We start from the raw sequence: 15,987 nt of genomic DNA, 5'->3' as shown, positions 1-15,987 counted from the left end.
AAGTCTGGGATATTTTCTCATGAATGATTGAAGCATATTTGTGAATCCGCCTCTACCGTTTTGTGAGAAATGTTAGGTAATGCCATGTTTTATAGATAGATACTGTGTTATGGCTTCTCTTTATCGATTTGGATAAACATGGCGTGTCTCAAACCGACTTTGTTCCCAGAGTGGTTGTAACGCTTGCTTGGCAAAATTTAACTGTCCTTGGGAATAACTAATTTTGCCGTGTTCTATAATCCAGATAAAAATGCGGGTGATTAAATCGGCTTTAAAGCTATGTTCATATTGATAATTATTTATCCTGCCTACTTGGGCATCTAGATAATACATCACATCTTTGAAATTACATTTTTGAAAATTACTGTTCATTCTGTCTTTAGTATTACTAGCTTCCATCAAAGACAAATTACGGATAATATAATCCATACCTTCTATCGATGAATCGGTGTTACGTACTAAATTGATGAATGCTTGGTAATATGCTTTTAATAAAATAGCAGCAATATTCTCTGTGTAAATATGTAGCCAAGATTGTATGTTTTGCAGATAGGGTATCAATTCTTGAATATCATTGATTTCTGTGATGGGAGTATGTTCAGCCTGAATAATCGATATATTCTTAATTAACTCTGTTTCGGATAAATGATATTTTTCTGTATAATAATCAATAACTTTGGGAATAAATTGATTTAATAACCATTGTTGAGTATATTTAGCTGTCCAAGTTCCCCGTACGCCTATATCTTGTTGCCATGAATTCATACCTCTTGTCTCTAAAGATTGGAGATGAATATCATTAATTTCATAAACTATGTCAATTATGCCATCAGGTAAGAGAGATAAATAATTGATAGGTTTAGGTAGAATGAAAGCGTGATCACGAATTCCCCGACTGATGCGAATGGAGATATCTTCTTGTTGGAATAAGTGCCATTCTGATTTACCTTGCACATAATTAAATTCATTGGCAAAGCTGTACATCAATCTCCATAATTTCGCATCTACAGAAAAAAGATGGACTCCGCGAATTTCTAAAAATTCAACAAAAGGAAAATTCCATGTTTCTAAAGCATCTTCAAAGGCAATAATTGAGTTTTTGTATTCTTGGCAGACTGTATCAATACATAAGCAGAGGTCTGCTGTTTCTAAATCAGATAAAATTATGCTTGTTTGTCCTAAATCAACTTCAAAAGCATTGTCATCTAATTGTTTTAAAAAACTACGACAGCCCCATTCTGGACGGGTATGTAATCCTATCATGAGTTTTCCTAAAATGTACTGATGGTTTAAGCTAACTTTCAGCCCTCTTAATATCAGACTACTAAATTGGATTTGACAATTACCTGCTTTAAAAGCTTTTGGTAAATTGCATTCTATGACAACTTTAGGCTTGACAACGATTAGGCGATCGCCTTCTCGCATCACTGTCGGACTAAAGTCAGTTTTCGCTAAGATTTCTTGTAAGTTATATCGCCTTAAAGACTTTTCTATTAAACTATATTGGGTATACTTCAAAGCATTAGCTACATCTTTATCAATAGTTTGAACTAGATGGAAATTGAACTGATGATAAAAATCTGTAGCTATCTCAGTATTCTTTAAAGAATCAACACTTTTATCAAAAATACATTCTTCTCGATGATAAATAAAATATTTAAATACTTTAACATGATAACCATTAGTTAATAAGAAAAATAATGGTTTGGTATAGGTACTATAAAATCTCGCTCGTTCAATAGCGGCTTGAAAATCATGAGAATTTGGTTCTAAATAAATGGCGAGTATTAAAGAGGTTGCTGAGTTTTGCTTAACTATGTCATCAGTAGAGAAATAAATATAGATATTTTCTAAATTACTTTCATGATTTCTATTCTTGACTGAACAGTATCCTTCTGAATACGAGAGATACTGAAACATAGGGACAAGAAAATTTATCTCTACATCATCTTTGTTTTTTAAAACACGATAATCAAAAGATTGTATCCATTTAATAAATTGTCTAGTTTCATTAGAAATTGACATTATAATTCGTAATTCGTAATTCGTAATACCCTACGGGTACTCCAAAGGAGAACTCGGAGAGTAGGCTTGTACCTACGTAATTTCCATAAATCTATACTCTCTTTTTTCTGATTGCCTCCTGTAGTTTTTATTTAAATGCTTAAGCCGTCAAAATTGATAAAGGCACAGAATGACTGTGCCTCTAACTTGTTTAACTTTTATTGGTGCGGAGGTCAACATTATGCCAACGCTACCACCTTTTCTAGCAACCCTTGAAATAACTTTAATCCATCACTACCCCCAAGAACAGGATCAGATGCCCTTTCTGGGTGTGGCATCATCCCTAAAATATTCCCTTGGCGATTGCAAATTCCGGCAATGTTATTTAGTGAACCGTTGGGATTTGCGCCTGCATAACGAAACACTACTTGTCCATGATCTTCTATCTCTGATAATGTTGTCTCATCAGCATAAAATCGCCCTTCTCCGTGGGCAATGGGTAAAGTGATGACTTCACCAGTAGCGTAAGCTTGTGTCCAAGGATTGCTGTTACTCTCAACGGTGAGAGGTACACGATCGCAAATAAAATGCAAATCTCGATTTCTTGTCAGTATTCCCGGTAGTAATCCCGCTTCGGTTAGCACTTGAAAACCGTTACAAATCCCCAGCACTAACTTACCTTTTTGGGCGTGTGCTACTACTTGCTGCATCACAGGCGAGAATCGAGCGATCGCACCACAGCGCAAATAGTCACCATAACTAAATCCACCGGGTATGATTACCACATCCAAATCATCAATATCCGTATCTTGATGCCAAACCATGCGAGTTGGTTGTCCTAGCAAGTCTCTAGTAACATAGGCAACATCGCGATCGCAATTAGAACCAGGAAAAACAACAACGCCAAATTTCATAAGTTAGTCATTAGTCAATAGTCATTAGTCAATAGTCAATGGTCAATAGTCATTAGGCAATGGGTAATAGGTAACAGGTAACAGGTAACAGGCAAGAGTTATTCTCTCCTTGTCCCCCAGTCCCCTTGTCTCCCAGTCCCCAGTCCCCAATCCCCAATCCCCAATCCCCAATCCCTAAAATACTCCCGTTTGGGTTTCAACCTCAATCAAATCAAAACGGTAGTTTTCGATGACTGGATTTGATAACATTTGGTCACAGATGACATTTAAATCTCGACGGGCTTTAGTTTCATCGGATGAGGTGATGGTGAGTTCGATATACTTACCAATCCGCACCTGCTCAACGTTATGGTAGCCCATTTGCTGTAGGCCAGATTGTACAGCCACACCAGCTGGATCTAAAACTGAAGGCCGGAGAGTAACGAAAATTTTGGCTATATACTTAGTTTGCACGGGATTTTGCTGAATGCTGCGATCGCTATACTATAACTTTCTGTCCCAACTGAGTAAAAATAAGATAGCCGAAGCGCTACAGTTGATTTATTAGTTAATGCCGTGTGCAAATTTCTTTCAAACCTAACCCCCAACCCCTTCCCTACGTTCGCGCAGCGTCTCGAAGAGAGGGAAGGGAAGCAAGATTCAAAGCCTCTCTCCGCTTCGGGGAGAGGTTTGGAGAGGGGTTTTAAAAATAAGTTGCACATCGCGTTAGTTAGCCAGTAAACAGCTGCTAATCAAGTGGCAAATTTCAATAACTGTCTATGAGAGCTATCCGCACCCGCAGTCAAGAGCGTATCTTCAGCCTGTTGCAAACTGTAAAACAAGGGATTTCTGCCCAAGATATTTATGTCGAATTGCGTAACCGCAATCAGAATATGGGTTTAGCAACAGTTTATCGCTCCTTGGAAGCTTTAAAAATGGAAGGTTTGGTGCAAATGCGGACTTTACCTAATGGTGAAGCCCTCTATAGCCTAGCGCAGCAAGACAAACACCACTTGACTTGTTTGCAGTGTGGTGCATCTATTCCCATTCATCAATGTCCAGTCCATGATTTAGAAGACCAATTACAAGTCACCCACAAGTTTAAAATTTTTTACCATACCCTAGAATTTTTCGGTTTGTGCGGACAATGCCAAACGTAGAGACGTTGTCTACAACGTCTCCATAATTCCCAATTTAGTCATCATTAACCGTTGGTGGAATCTTGATTATTACCAACAATCGAGCGTATACCCTCCAAAGTAGCAGGAATAGTGCGGGGATCGATAAACATCACCTTACTGCTATCGCTCTTACCGATGATAGAACCCATATCTAGATAACCCAAAGCAAATAATACTTCTAATGCTTGGTGTGTGGTATGATTAGCGTCAATTTTTTGGGCAATAATGTCTGCTGATTCAGCGATCGCCTGAGCTTTAAGAACCTGCTGCTGACGTTCTGCTTGGGCTTTGAGAATGAGCGCTTTTTGTTCAGCTTCCGCCTGTAAAATTACTGATTTCTGTCTGGCTTCCGCGTCTAAAATTTGCGCCTCCGCCTTACCTCTAGCACTATTCACCGCCGCTTCCCGTTCACCCTCAGAATTTAAAATTGCTGCCCGTCTGCGTCTTTCTGCGGACATTTGCAATTCCATCGATTCCCGTACCGCTTGAGAGGGGATAATGTCACGCAATTCCACCCGCGTCACCTTCACACCCCAAGGATCAGTAGCTACATCCAAATCGCGTAACAAAAGTTCATTGATTTGAGCGCGGGCTGTAAAAGTCTCATCTAACTCCAGTTGTCCCATTTCTGAGCGAATTTGTGTCAGGACTAAATTGACCATCGCTGACTGGAGGTCTTCGACTTTATACCAAGCTTTTTCCATATCAACAATGCGCCAATAAACCACCGCATCAACTTCAATTCCTACGTTGTCACGAGTAATACATTTTTGGGGAGGAATATCTAAAACTTTTTCTCGAATGGTTCCTTGGTAAACGATTTTATCGACAAACGGAACCACAAAATTTAGCCCTGGTTCTAATTTTTTGTTATAGCTACCCAATCTTTCCACCAAAGCTTCATTACCCTGGTTAATCACTTTCACTGAACCAGCCACAGCAGAACCACCAAGCCCTAAAAATACGAGTAAAAAAAAGTTTTCTAACATTAAATTAACACTCCTGAATTTATAAGGAAGAAGGGGATAGGGGATTGGGGACAGGGGGATTGGGGGACAAGGGGATTGGGGGACAAGGAGAGAATAACTTGCCTATTACCTGTTACCTGTTACCTACCTGTTACCTGTTACCTATTGCCCATTGACTAATGACTATTGACTATTGACCAATGACTATTGACCAATGACTATTGACTAAACAACATATTTTCTGGCATCACAATCAACGTTGTACCTACCCTTCTCACCACGTAAACTCGTTGATTCGCTGGTATGGTAATTTTGTCATCATCACATTGTGCCCGCCACGAATTGCCCTCATATAATACTCGCCCCATTTGCCCGGCGGGAATTTCTGTTAAAGTTTCTCCTATGACTGCATCCTGAATTTTGGACTTACGTTGTCGCGGTTGTAGATAGCGGCGGGAAAGTAAAACTAAGAGAGTCGAAAGTAACAACCAGGCGAGAACTTGTAGCCATAACGCTAAACCAAATTGGGATAATAACGCCACAATTAAAGCGCTAACTCCCATCATGAAGGCGACAAAAGCCGACGGTAAGAATAGTTCAGTTAAACAAAGAACTGTTCCTGCTAATAACCAAATAAAGGTAGACGTTGGCATAGCGCCATCCTAGACATTTTATTTACATCAGTTGTGAGTTGTCATTTGTCAGTAGCTAAGAGGGTGTTGGAAAAGTTTCAGTAGGTATAAAAATGTCATTCTGACTGGAGCGGAGCGTCAGGAAGAATCTAGGTTTTGTGGCACATACCGAGATGTTTCATTCCGCTACGCTGCATTCAACATGACAAAGAAACCGACTGTTCAAACGTCTTCTAAGAAAAAACAACTGACAATGGATTTTGAATTGATATTAGATACATTCAGACAACAAAGACTTACAGAAATCAGAACTTAGTTGTTTTCTCAACAATTTTGATTAAAATCAGTAACAATGTGTAGCCACAGGTACACAAATCCAGTCTATTCTAGCTTTCAAGCCTTTGGCAGCTAAAGTTAATCGAAATTCACGAGTTGATTTAATTTTAAAATTTATACATTCATGATTTCTACTACACAGATAATTTATTGCCTAAATCCCAACTGTGATTACCCGATTAATCCTGTGGGAGAAAGTGTTTGCGCTAGTTGCCAAACTCCTTTAGTTTATCGTTATCTCTGGGCCACTGGCTCATTAGCAACCGAAATTCCACTAGAGACAAAAGTAGCAGATAGATATGAGGTAATAGCGCCCCAGATTTGGCTAGATACTCAGCCAGGAATCCCACCAGCAGCACCTGAAGAATTACCACCAATAGTCATCCCTTATCTTCGCCTATATGCAGAGCGATCGCACCTTCCCCATGTTTATGGGTTTGTTCCCGGCGGAGAAGCAGGGATAGATGATATCTGGTTACTAGAAAATGTCCCCATAGATAATCAAGGCAATCTTTACCCAGCCATTACCGAGATGTGGGAACAAGCCACAGCCACCAGACAAGTGTACTGGCTATGGCAAATTCTCCAACTGTGGACACCTTTATTAAAGTTAGGAGTTGCCCACAATCTATTAAGGTTGGACAATTTACGAGTCCAAGGTTGGTGTGTGCGTCTATTAGAACTGCAACCCACAACAGCTACAGAACCACCAAATTTACAAGATTTATATTATGCTTGGCAGCCATTACTTGTATGTGCCAAATCCTCCATCACTCCTGAGTTAGAGAACATCATTCAACAAATGGCTAACTCACAAGTAGAGTTAGCCACAATTACCACTCAACTCAATACCTTATTACTCGCCGCCGCCGGAGAATTACCCCTAACTATCGAAGTCGCTGGGGGAACAGATACAGGCCCCGCACGTACTCAAAATGAGGATACTTACTACCCCAACACTGCTAATGAGGCTGATGACTCATTTGTCTCACATTTGGCGATCGTTTGCGATGGCATTGGCGGACATCAAGGTGGTGAAGTAGCTAGTCAATTAGCAGTCCAATCTCTCAAATTACAAATTCGGGCTTTACTTGCTGAGGTAGCAGCACAGCCGGAGGTTGTACCACCGAATTTGTTGCAAGAACAACTAGAAGCTAGTTTGCGCGTAGCCAATAACCTAATTAATTCCCGCAATGATGAACAAAACTGCCAAGGTATAGCACGCATGGCTACAACACTAGTGATGGCTGTGCAAGTACCGCAACGAGTCTTCACACACTCTAGACAGCAATCAAATAATGCTCACGAGCTTTATTTAGCTAACATTGGTGATAGCCGGGCTTACTGGATAACTCGTAACTATTGTCAACAACTCACCGTAGATGATGATGTCATCACCAGAGAAGTCCGCCTGGCCCGGAGTTTATATCATCAAGCCCTACAAAGACCAGATGCCAATTCCCTAACTCAAGCATTAGGAATACGAGATGCCGAATCTCTCCGCTTAGTAATTAAACGGTTTATCATCGATGAAGATGGGATTTTATTACTTTGTTCTGATGGATTAAGTGATAATAATTTGGTAGAGAATTCTTGGCAAGATTATGCTGTACCTGTGTTAACTGGACAGATGACAATTGCTGAGGCTGTGGATTATTTGATTAATCTAGCTAATGAAAAAAACGGTCATGATAACACTTCAGTCGTACTCAATCTTTGTCGCGTCTCCAAAGAATATTTAGTTCCAATTACTCCACCACAACCATTAGTCAAATTACCAGAACCGGAACCAGTTACGTTAGACACAACTCTAGAAGAGTCAACTTTAGCAGAAAGTTCTCAAGCCCTGCTAGATTTAGAATTAACACCAGAACCTAATCCCGCCCCGATCAAAAAACCAACTCGTCGCCGCAAAAAACCTCTATTATTACTTGGTGGGTTTTTAGTCTTGCTATTAGGTGGTACAGGCTTAGGACTATTTGCTTGGGCGCAACTGAGTCCCCAAACATTTACTAAAATGTGTCAAAAATTGCCTCCAGGAATACAGCAATATTGTCCACCACAACAGTAATTCAGATAGGATCGCAGCTGAACACAATCAAAAATTATCGATTACCTGCTGTAGATATTGAGTAGCGGCGATTTCTGCTGGCGATCGCACTATTAAATCTGGTAATTTTAGGCGATCGCGTAATTGCTGATAAAGGCTAACACTATTTTGTAGTGCTTGGGCTATGGCATGGCGATCGTGTTTAGGTGCTTGCTGATCAAAATTCAGGCTGAATTTACGAAATATTCTATAACTGTGTTGATGTTTTAAAACAGAAGTCTTAGATTTTTGCAAGCATCCTCTAAGCTACCACTGAAAACCTTCTTGCCTATTGCCTATTTGCCTATTGCCTACTTGCCTTCTTCCCTATTGCCTATTGCCTATTTGCCTACTTGCCTTCTTCCCTATTCAAACCCTAACGAATTATTTTTACCCATTATGACAATGACTCTAATCCAGGGTAACTTTAAAGTTATTAAAGCTGCACCTGATGGCGATTCCGTCCGTTTCTATCCCAACAACCCCCTACTATGGGACAAGCGAGTCAGACCAAACCGTGCTGGCGGCGCACAACTACGCTTAGATAGTATTGATAGCCTGGAAACCCATTTCCAAACCAGAGGCGGTTTAGGTACACAACACCAACCACTAGAATTAGCGCATAGTGCGGCTAGTGAATTGCTCAAATTTTTGGGCTTTAAGAAGATTACACGTGGTAATAATGAAGTGATTACGGCGGCGGAACCAGAAGCCGTTCCTGGTTATATTCTCACCAGATTTGCCGATGTCTATGGTAGAAGTGTCGCTTTTGCCTTTAAAGGAAACCCCGATGCAGAAGATGGTAGTGATGTTTATCTAGACAAAGCTCTGATTAAAAAGAGCGTTAACTACCATATGTTAAATAAAGGTTTAGCTTACCCCACATTCTATTCCAAATTGTATCCAGATATCCGCAAAGAGTTAGCGATCGCCGCCGAAAAAGCACGGAAAGAAAATAAAGGTGTGTGGGCATTAGATAAAACCAATCAAGGTTTTATTTTGGCAGAATTAACAACTATCACCGACGATGTTGTGATTTTACCAAAACTGTTTCGTCGTCTTCTTGGTTATCTGGCCATCAATGATGGTAGTGTTGAATTAGATGGTTTTGATGATTACTTAAAGTCTCTCGACGATCGCATTATCATTCTGCCAAAAGGTCACGTTACTGGGTTCGATTTTGTCGTGAAAGTTACTGGACAAAATATCCAGTTAACTGTTCAACCTGAAGATTTAGTTTTCTTAGAAAAATAAGTTGCAAAAAAATCTGAGAGGATGTTTGAAAAGTATGGGGCGAATATAATTCGCTACTACGCAGACTCCTGAAAATTCAAGCGTTTTTAACCCACGTAGGTGGGTTTTGTTTGTGTAGCTGCGACTTCTAGTCGCCAAGGTACTTATTAGGTTCTCTGATTTATCTCTGACTGATGCACACTAAATATTAAACATCGACCGAATTTAATTCTGCGTTGCCCGAAATTCTTGTAGAGACGTTGCAGTGCAACGTCTCTACATTCATTTTCACCAGATGTCTATTAGGTTTTTTCCTGCAAAAATTCCCAATATCCAGTGCTAAGTTCTTTCACAGCTAACTCATAAAACTGCTTACCATGTTCGGGTGTTGCTAAGGCGGGATCAGAACCCATACGTCCATCTGGGTAATGTGTGCGAAAGTCAGTTGCGCTGTAAATCCTATGTCCACTTGCTACTTCTGGTGATAAGGGGGCTTGCTTAATTGCTTCTGGATAGATATATTGAGTCACAGCCACTTCACTAGGGGTAGCATGGGAACCTTCTTTGTCACCATACAATTCTTTAGCTAGGCGATATACGGAACCGCACATAAACCAGTTAGCAACATGACATTGTACTCTAGCTGCGTGAGGAATCTGTATATCTTCCAAATAGGCGTAAGTTTCCGAAAACGCAGCTTTGAGGGTGGCAATATTACCGCCGTGTCCATTAATAAAATAAAATTTAGTAAACCCAGCCTTGGCTAGACTGGTTATATAGTCTCGAACTAATAAAATCAAAGTCCTGGGACGTAGACTCATCGTACCGGGAAAAGCTGTATGGTGTAGTGCCATCCCCACATTGATTGTAGGGCTAACGATCGCCTGAGTCACTTCACCCACACCACGAGCGATCGCTTCTGCACAAATCGCATCAGTACCAATTAAACCCGTCGGCCCATGCTGTTCAGTAGAACCAATCGGTAAAATAATCCCTGTTGACTGTTGCAGATAAGCTTCCACTTCCTGCCAAGTACTTAAATGTAATAACATTCTTGCTCAATATATCTGTGAAAACAGCCATAGATAAATTAAAGCTTGTAGTCAAGAATTTAGTCCTACAATCCTCAACACTCGCTACAAATAGCTTAACCGCAAACTTAGACAGCAATGACTACCTAAATTCAGTGAAAATGAAACTATTGATTTTTAGCAAAATTGTTTAGAGGATGGAGTCGCTACGAGTTTTGAGAAGTATAGGTATCAGCAATTCAATGATTCTGCTAATTTACCTGATGATACTCGCTGCGAAACTCCATATATTCTGTGAATTGATGAGATATAAGCTGCTTGAGGGTATGGAAGAAGAGAACACAAAGTAAACAAGCTTGATATTTCACTGTTAGCTAATCAACTAACGAATATTTCTCTACTTCACGGGCAATTTGTGATCTGCAAAACATTTCTGGAGACAAATTGTTGAAGGTCTTTTACCCATTTGTGCTAATCTCTCGCCATCAGGCGTAAAAATGACATCACCTTCTAGAAAATAATTAAGTTTCTTGAGAATTCTGCATCTAGAGTGATTTATAGGTTACTTTTGCCAAGCTACTCACCTAAAAACACCCAGTTTATCGAGGATTCGGCAACTATCCTGATGCTCAATTGAAATTTCTATGTATCAGCAGTAAGACTTTATATCTTCTCCACATTGATCTACCAGATAACACAAAGCACGAAAACGTAAGCCAACAAACTGATCATATAGAGGATTGAGCTTACACATAGGGGGAATATGAGCTATTATCCGACCAAATAGGACAAGATCACGCTCAAAAGGACACTGAGCCGGAATCAATTTAGCAATAAAGTAAGCTAATTTACGGTTCTGGATTTCTATCGTGTCTAACCACTGCCGAAAAGGCTGAAGTAAATCAAATTTAGGTTGAGTAATTTTTGGTAAATTACCCATAGGATTAATCAGAGCAGAAAAGACAATATCTTGTTTTTTGGTTTTTAGCACAGTCATAGCATGAGCTTCCTTTGAGAGCATAAACTATCTGTCATTTGTGCATTACCATACAATATATTCACAGAAATTATGTCACATTTGTGCAGAATGATAAAACAAGCACAAAAAGGTTAGTTTTCTGGAAAATAGCAGGTAAATAGCGGAACTAATTGATATTTAAACTTACCAGATGAGTAAGAACTGTCCCGTTAAATACAAAATAACAAAGAAAATATAAAAGTGCTATTTCTTTAACTTATTAATTACTCATATTTCTAATACAAATCCCATATATGATACAAAAATCTCTAGTTTTCAAAGTACCCAGTGACAATGAGTCTCCTTTGAGCAGTGCAAAGTACAACGTGACTGAGATTCCAGAAGTATTTCTGGAGAAGTAATATATACTAATGACGGATCTTAGGCTAGCGAGTATCCTCTAAAATGTCATATACGTTACATAAGCTGACCTGAATATTATTGAATAAGTTCCCGATAACCTTTTGATAAGCACAAATTAATATACTTATCTGACTACTTACTCAAAACTAGAATAAACTAGCATACTCTCCTATAAGAAAATACCCTTTTTCAGTTTAAAAATATCATGTAATTCCCAGAAATTTGCAGGTCAAAAGGCATAAAATTTCTCAGTATTTCATCCTACAAAAGAAATAATTCATATACATATTTGGCTGTAATCATTCATGAAAATAAAGACTGCAACATTGAGGATCAACATGAATGATTGTCAGTACTTGCTTTTAGGCTTTTATCTAGCTCCCAAAACTAAAAGCCGAATTATAACTACAATCCCATTGATGGAGGCGATCGCCTACAAATATCTTGTCAGTACCTTGGTTATTGTACAGCACAGTTTTCCCAGATAAGTAAATACGAGAAAAATAGATTGAACAAAAGTTTTAGTATTCAATCAACGAGAAATAATAAACAAAAATAATCTATAAATTAATTTTATGGTTTTTATTAAATGCTTATCAGTACATTTAAAACTGCAAACCTCCTTTTAAGCTAGCTTCAAAAGCATCTCCACTCATACCAATACGAGACTCCCAAAAGCTACCCCTACCCAGCAAATCATGCTTAATCAACAACCCGTAAGAAAAGTCATTAATTCGACTTTGGATACCTTGGTTACTACTGCGGTAGTTTTGTAAATACCCACCAAAAAACCAATGAGAGTTTAATTGTTTTATCCCTTCTAACGCATAGAAAAACTGATCACTAATTTCTACAGAAGTAGAAAATTCTAGACCGGAACTTAAACCTAATTTGCCCTGAAAAAACCCTGCTGGAGTAATATGTCGTTGATCATTGATTAACACAAGCGCTGTAGATAAAGAATAGTTTAAATCTCTAGATTGACGAGAAAAAAAATAACTCATATTTAGATAAGCAGGATTTTGCGAATTAACAGCACTACTCCAATAAAACCGGATAGCAGGAATATGATTAACAATCACTTGAATTTTTCCCTCCCTATCACGCTCTTCATAACTATTAATAAAATTTAATGCCCCATTCGCATAAACACCTAATGTTGGTTCTGGTAATCCAAAATTATTATTAGCAACATTAAATGCTGCATCAGCATTCAAATTAAACCAAACACCTGAGTTAATACTATAATTCCATTTGCCTGTAGATCCTGCCCACACACCTTCTATGGTAGGTAAAAATATATAGCCATTAAATACTTGCAATTGCGTATTTATTTGACCAACTTGGCTTAATTCAATGTGGTCAAAAGCAATATCAAATGAACGCACATTTATTGGCACAACCGTCATATCTACGGAATTAAAATTTTGCACAAATTGCTGACCATTAGGACTAATCAGATTTACCTGTAATGCTAATGAACGATTATTAGAACGAACAGAGGTTTGGTCTAAAGGAATAGGCGCACCAACAAATGATAACCGACCAAAACGTTGATTAGAAATTTGCGTTTTAGAAATAAATGTTTCACCTTCTTGCCATTGACGATTGCCATCTATAAACTGAACTGCCCGTCGATGATTGCCAGTACGAATCTGGAATAAACTAGAGCTATTAGTTGTAATCTTACTGGGAAAAGTCAATTTCCCTGAAACTTGCTCCAAACCACTATTAATATTACTAAGAAAAATTGTTCTATTAAGTACTTGATTAATTTGTCTTCTTTGTTCTGGTGTAGTCTTGGAATCAATAGGAGCAAAATTTTCTTGTCGAGAATAACGCTCTTTAGCTTCTTGTAAACTTTGAGTTAGCATCTGAATATTAATTAACTCAAAAGCTCCCCCCATAAGCATTCCTAGTGTAGCATTAGCACTTTGTATCTCATCGATTTCCCGTTGATTAACTGATAAAGATAAGGAAACACCAGGATTACTATAAATATTAGTATAAGTCGCCGTTGGTTTTAAATCATCATACTGTAATAAAGTTCGATTATGAGGATGGCTAAAATAAAATCTCTGCCAATGATAACTTTCTTTTTGATCACGGCTGATAACATTAGTTTGCCTCTGAGTTAAAGGAATCCAGAATAGAGAGTTTAAATAATATAAATCTCGTTGATTGCGACTAAGAGATGTATTGAGTAATATATTTAATAAATCAGAGTTATCAAATTGCTCTACACGCCCAACTTTGATCCCCGGTTTGGAAGTTATTTGCGGTTGAAACGGATTTGCTTGTCGAGTTAGAGGGTTCCCCCAAAAAAAGCCAGCTTTTGCTAAATTCTCTCTGGGGATTAATGTTCCATAATTTAGGCTGACCCCTCCTAATAATGGTTGTAAATTACTGGTAGGAAAAGCTTGTAATATTAAAGGAGTATTATCTATATCTAAGACATCTCTATTACCTGGTTGAGTAAAATCATTACTAAAGCTGGCAATCTGAGGATTAATCACAATAGAAGGTGTGGGTAATCCTGTCGGATTAATAATTTCTGCCGCAGTTGATTGAATAGTAAATTTGTTAAAATCTGTTTCTCCAGTTAGTTCTGTAAATGCTTGGGGAAGAGATGAAACAGCTTGCATTCCCCAAAATCCCTGACTTAATCTAATCGAATCTTTATATTCAATATTTGTTGATTCTCCTTGATAGGAAATCCCACTGTCCCATCCCTGAGTTTCTATGACGATTCTATTACTAGGTAGTATCCAATATAATTGGTCTTGCTTGGGAAAATGAGCAAAGTTAAATTCATTAATTATTGGTTCTTCTGCTGTAAATTTAAGAGAAAAATCAAGATAGTTTGTATTCTTTAAAGGATTAAATGATAAGTTATAAAAATTGAATTTATCTATAGGTTCAACAATCCACGGATATTTAATGTGACTATTAGTTAGAGCATTTAAGCTAGATTCTTGCTTATCTCTTGCTTGAGTAATTGGATTTATATGCTGATGATGAATAAATTCTTGTTCTATCCTCTCAATTTCATTGGGTGTAAAGCTAGGATTTTGTGATGGGCTAAGGATTTCTGGAATATCTATCTCATTAACATTAGGAAATAATCTAGCTGGATTAGGAGTTGAATTTTGTGTAATTGGCTGAAAATTAAAATTTCCTAAATCGTCTTTTTCTGCTGAATTTACAGAGTTAGTATCTGGATAATTATCAAGATTTTCTTGAGCTTTGGCTTCTACCCTCCTAATAGCTAAAATATTGGTTAAAAAAAATGTGAGTATTAATACATCAATACCGCGTCGTAAATGAAATAATATAATAAACATTATGAAACAACATAGATAATTTCAGAAGTTACTTTTACTGAAATTTTCCAGATAAATCTATGGAGTTTCAAGAGGATAAAATGAAATTATTAATGAATTATTATTCAAATTTAAACACAAAAAATTAAATGGAAATAGCTAAACCCATAAAATTCATCATGAATTTATGGAAAAGATTGTTTCCAACTTATACACCAATACTCTTTAGTTCAGAATGATAGTAGCAATTTTAGGGAATTTGTGAGCAGCTGCGTTGTTTAGAATCCCGACACCTTGAAGAAGTCGGGGTTCTTGCTTGTGACATGGGCATAGCCTACCCAAAGGACTTATGATCGAGGATTTTTACGCAGCTATGGTAAAGCGATCGCAGTTAACACCAAGATTTATTGTAGTAGCCACCGTAGCCGGAGTAGCCACCAGAAAAAGCATTATAGGAACCATAGGAACCGGAGAAACCGCCACCTGAAAAGGAATTAAAGCCATAGAAGTTACTGTAATAACCTCCTGTAATAACTTGATGTTCTTGGGACTCTAGTTGATCAATAAAACTTTCAGAATCATGAAACAAATCGTACCCAGTTTGATACAGTGTATCAATTGTAATGTTAGCCATGAATGTTACCCCTCAATTGGTATAAATATGAGACTAATTATCATATTTCCAACTAGTAGGGAATCAATCAATAGACTAGAGATAAATAGTTAGACATAATCTATTGTTTTTAGTCTATATGTTTTTAATTGTCATACTGATAACTCAGGCTATGACAACTTAACAGCCAAGTTTATGCTACGGAAATATTTCATCTTGGTTATGATCACCGACAAATAATTAGATATATAAAAAATAATGTGCTTATTGACAATTTTCATCCAAATATTTTAGATAATCAGA

The 15,987-nt window shown here is 37.9% G+C and carries 14 protein-coding genes; 4 read left to right on the top strand and 10 right to left on the bottom strand.

Annotated features, from left to right (window positions below; genetic code table 11):
* Positions 1-120: 120 nt before the first annotated feature.
* The 3 genes from FD725_RS11265 to purS all read right to left on the bottom strand — a co-directional run bounded on the left by FD725_RS11265 (position 121) and on the right by purS (position 3,371).
* On the bottom strand, positions 121-2,025 hold the full coding sequence (locus FD725_RS11265) for a hypothetical protein (protein WP_179048219.1): 1,905 nt from the start codon (positions 2,023-2,025) through the stop codon (positions 121-123).
* Between the two features lie 218 nt (positions 2,026-2,243).
* The gene (gene purQ / locus FD725_RS11260; RefSeq protein ID WP_179048218.1) at positions 2,244-2,918 is read right to left on the bottom strand and encodes a phosphoribosylformylglycinamidine synthase subunit PurQ; all 675 of its coding nucleotides are present in this window, start codon (positions 2,916-2,918) and stop codon (positions 2,244-2,246) included.
* Between the two features lie 174 nt (positions 2,919-3,092).
* Complete coding sequence (gene purS, locus FD725_RS11255) at positions 3,093-3,371, bottom strand: phosphoribosylformylglycinamidine synthase subunit PurS (protein WP_179048217.1); 279 nt, start codon at positions 3,369-3,371, stop codon at positions 3,093-3,095.
* A gap of 305 nt (positions 3,372-3,676) precedes the next feature.
* On the opposite strand from purS, the gene FD725_RS11250 reads away from it, so the two are divergent.
* Positions 3,677-4,057 (top strand): Fur family transcriptional regulator, encoded by a 381-nt coding sequence (locus tag FD725_RS11250; protein WP_179048216.1) that lies wholly within the window; start codon positions 3,677-3,679, stop codon positions 4,055-4,057.
* A gap of 44 nt (positions 4,058-4,101) precedes the next feature.
* On the opposite strand, the gene FD725_RS11245 is transcribed toward FD725_RS11250, so the two are convergent.
* Together FD725_RS11245 and FD725_RS11240 are read right to left on the bottom strand one after the other, a co-directional pair.
* Positions 4,102-5,067 (bottom strand): SPFH domain-containing protein, encoded by a 966-nt coding sequence (locus FD725_RS11245; protein ID WP_179048215.1) that lies wholly within the window; start codon positions 5,065-5,067, stop codon positions 4,102-4,104.
* Positions 5,068-5,264: 197 nt separating this feature from the next.
* A complete protein-coding gene (locus tag FD725_RS11240) occupies positions 5,265-5,699 on the bottom strand; it encodes an NfeD family protein (protein WP_179048214.1) in 435 nt (144 codons plus the stop codon).
* A 439-nt stretch (positions 5,700-6,138) separates the two neighbouring features.
* Between FD725_RS11240 and FD725_RS11235 the strand changes: the two genes are divergently transcribed.
* Positions 6,139-8,085, top strand: coding sequence for a PP2C family serine/threonine-protein phosphatase (locus tag FD725_RS11235; protein ID WP_179048213.1), 1,947 nt, complete (start codon positions 6,139-6,141; stop codon positions 8,083-8,085).
* Between the two features lie 27 nt (positions 8,086-8,112).
* Here the strand turns inward: FD725_RS11235 and FD725_RS11230 are convergent, their stop codons facing one another.
* Positions 8,113-8,358 (bottom strand): hypothetical protein, encoded by a 246-nt coding sequence (locus FD725_RS11230; RefSeq protein WP_179048212.1) that lies wholly within the window; start codon positions 8,356-8,358, stop codon positions 8,113-8,115.
* A 150-nt stretch (positions 8,359-8,508) separates the two neighbouring features.
* On the opposite strand from FD725_RS11230, the gene FD725_RS11225 reads away from it, so the two are divergent.
* On the top strand, positions 8,509-9,357 hold the full coding sequence (locus FD725_RS11225) for a thermonuclease family protein (RefSeq protein WP_256871889.1): 849 nt from the start codon (positions 8,509-8,511) through the stop codon (positions 9,355-9,357).
* A 281-nt stretch (positions 9,358-9,638) separates the two neighbouring features.
* On the opposite strand, the gene FD725_RS11220 is transcribed toward FD725_RS11225, so the two are convergent.
* Together FD725_RS11220 and FD725_RS11215 are read right to left on the bottom strand one after the other, a co-directional pair.
* The gene (locus FD725_RS11220; RefSeq protein ID WP_179048210.1) at positions 9,639-10,388 is read right to left on the bottom strand and encodes a creatininase family protein; all 750 of its coding nucleotides are present in this window, start codon (positions 10,386-10,388) and stop codon (positions 9,639-9,641) included.
* Between the two features lie 628 nt (positions 10,389-11,016).
* Entirely contained in the window at positions 11,017-11,364 is a 348-nt protein-coding gene (locus tag FD725_RS11215) for a Mo-dependent nitrogenase C-terminal domain-containing protein (RefSeq protein WP_179048209.1), read from the bottom strand.
* 722 nt (positions 11,365-12,086) lie between these two features.
* Between FD725_RS11215 and FD725_RS11210 the strand changes: the two genes are divergently transcribed.
* Complete coding sequence (locus tag FD725_RS11210) at positions 12,087-12,236, top strand: hypothetical protein (protein ID WP_179048208.1); 150 nt, start codon at positions 12,087-12,089, stop codon at positions 12,234-12,236.
* Between the two features lie 117 nt (positions 12,237-12,353).
* On the opposite strand, the gene FD725_RS11205 is transcribed toward FD725_RS11210, so the two are convergent.
* Positions 12,354-15,092: a hypothetical protein gene (locus FD725_RS11205; protein WP_179048207.1), complete on the bottom strand. Its 2,739-nt coding sequence runs from the start codon at positions 15,090-15,092 to the stop codon at positions 12,354-12,356.
* A gap of 370 nt (positions 15,093-15,462) precedes the next feature.
* Positions 15,463-15,705, bottom strand: a complete 243-nt coding sequence (locus FD725_RS11200; RefSeq protein WP_179048206.1) for a hypothetical protein — start codon at positions 15,703-15,705, stop codon at positions 15,463-15,465.
* Between the last annotated feature and the right edge of the window lie 282 nt (positions 15,706-15,987).

The organism is Nostoc sp. TCL26-01 (genome assembly GCF_013393945.1).
In the GTDB taxonomy this organism is placed as follows: domain Bacteria; phylum Cyanobacteriota; class Cyanobacteriia; order Cyanobacteriales; family Nostocaceae; genus Trichormus.
Note: the sequence above shows the minus strand (reverse complement) of the source record. Positions and strands in the feature narration are given on the sequence as shown.

Bases quoted from the DNA above. Each gene is read 5' to 3' on its own strand.
- FD725_RS11250 (WP_179048216.1), top strand. From the start codon at position 3,677: ATGAGAGCTATCCGCACCCGCAGTCAAGAGCGTATCTTCAGCCTGTTG.
- FD725_RS11210 (WP_179048208.1), top strand. From the start codon at position 12,087: ATGAATGATTGTCAGTACTTGCTTTTAGGCTTTTATCTAGCTCCCAAA.
- FD725_RS11225 (WP_256871889.1), top strand. From the start codon at position 8,509: ATGACTCTAATCCAGGGTAACTTTAAAGTTATTAAAGCTGCACCTGAT.
- FD725_RS11240 (WP_179048214.1), bottom strand. From the start codon at position 5,699: ATGCCAACGTCTACCTTTATTTGGTTATTAGCAGGAACAGTTCTTTGT.
- FD725_RS11200 (WP_179048206.1), bottom strand. From the start codon at position 15,705: ATGGCTAACATTACAATTGATACACTGTATCAAACTGGGTACGATTTG.
- FD725_RS11265 (WP_179048219.1), bottom strand. From the start codon at position 2,025: ATGTCAATTTCTAATGAAACTAGACAATTTATTAAATGGATACAATCT.
- FD725_RS11235 (WP_179048213.1), top strand. From the start codon at position 6,139: ATGATTTCTACTACACAGATAATTTATTGCCTAAATCCCAACTGTGAT.
- purQ (WP_179048218.1), bottom strand. From the start codon at position 2,918: ATGAAATTTGGCGTTGTTGTTTTTCCTGGTTCTAATTGCGATCGCGAT.
- FD725_RS11220 (WP_179048210.1), bottom strand. From the start codon at position 10,388: ATGTTATTACATTTAAGTACTTGGCAGGAAGTGGAAGCTTATCTGCAA.
- FD725_RS11245 (WP_179048215.1), bottom strand. From the start codon at position 5,067: ATGTTAGAAAACTTTTTTTTACTCGTATTTTTAGGGCTTGGTGGTTCT.
- FD725_RS11215 (WP_179048209.1), bottom strand. From the start codon at position 11,364: ATGACTGTGCTAAAAACCAAAAAACAAGATATTGTCTTTTCTGCTCTG.
- FD725_RS11205 (WP_179048207.1), bottom strand. From the start codon at position 15,092: ATGTTTATTATATTATTTCATTTACGACGCGGTATTGATGTATTAATA.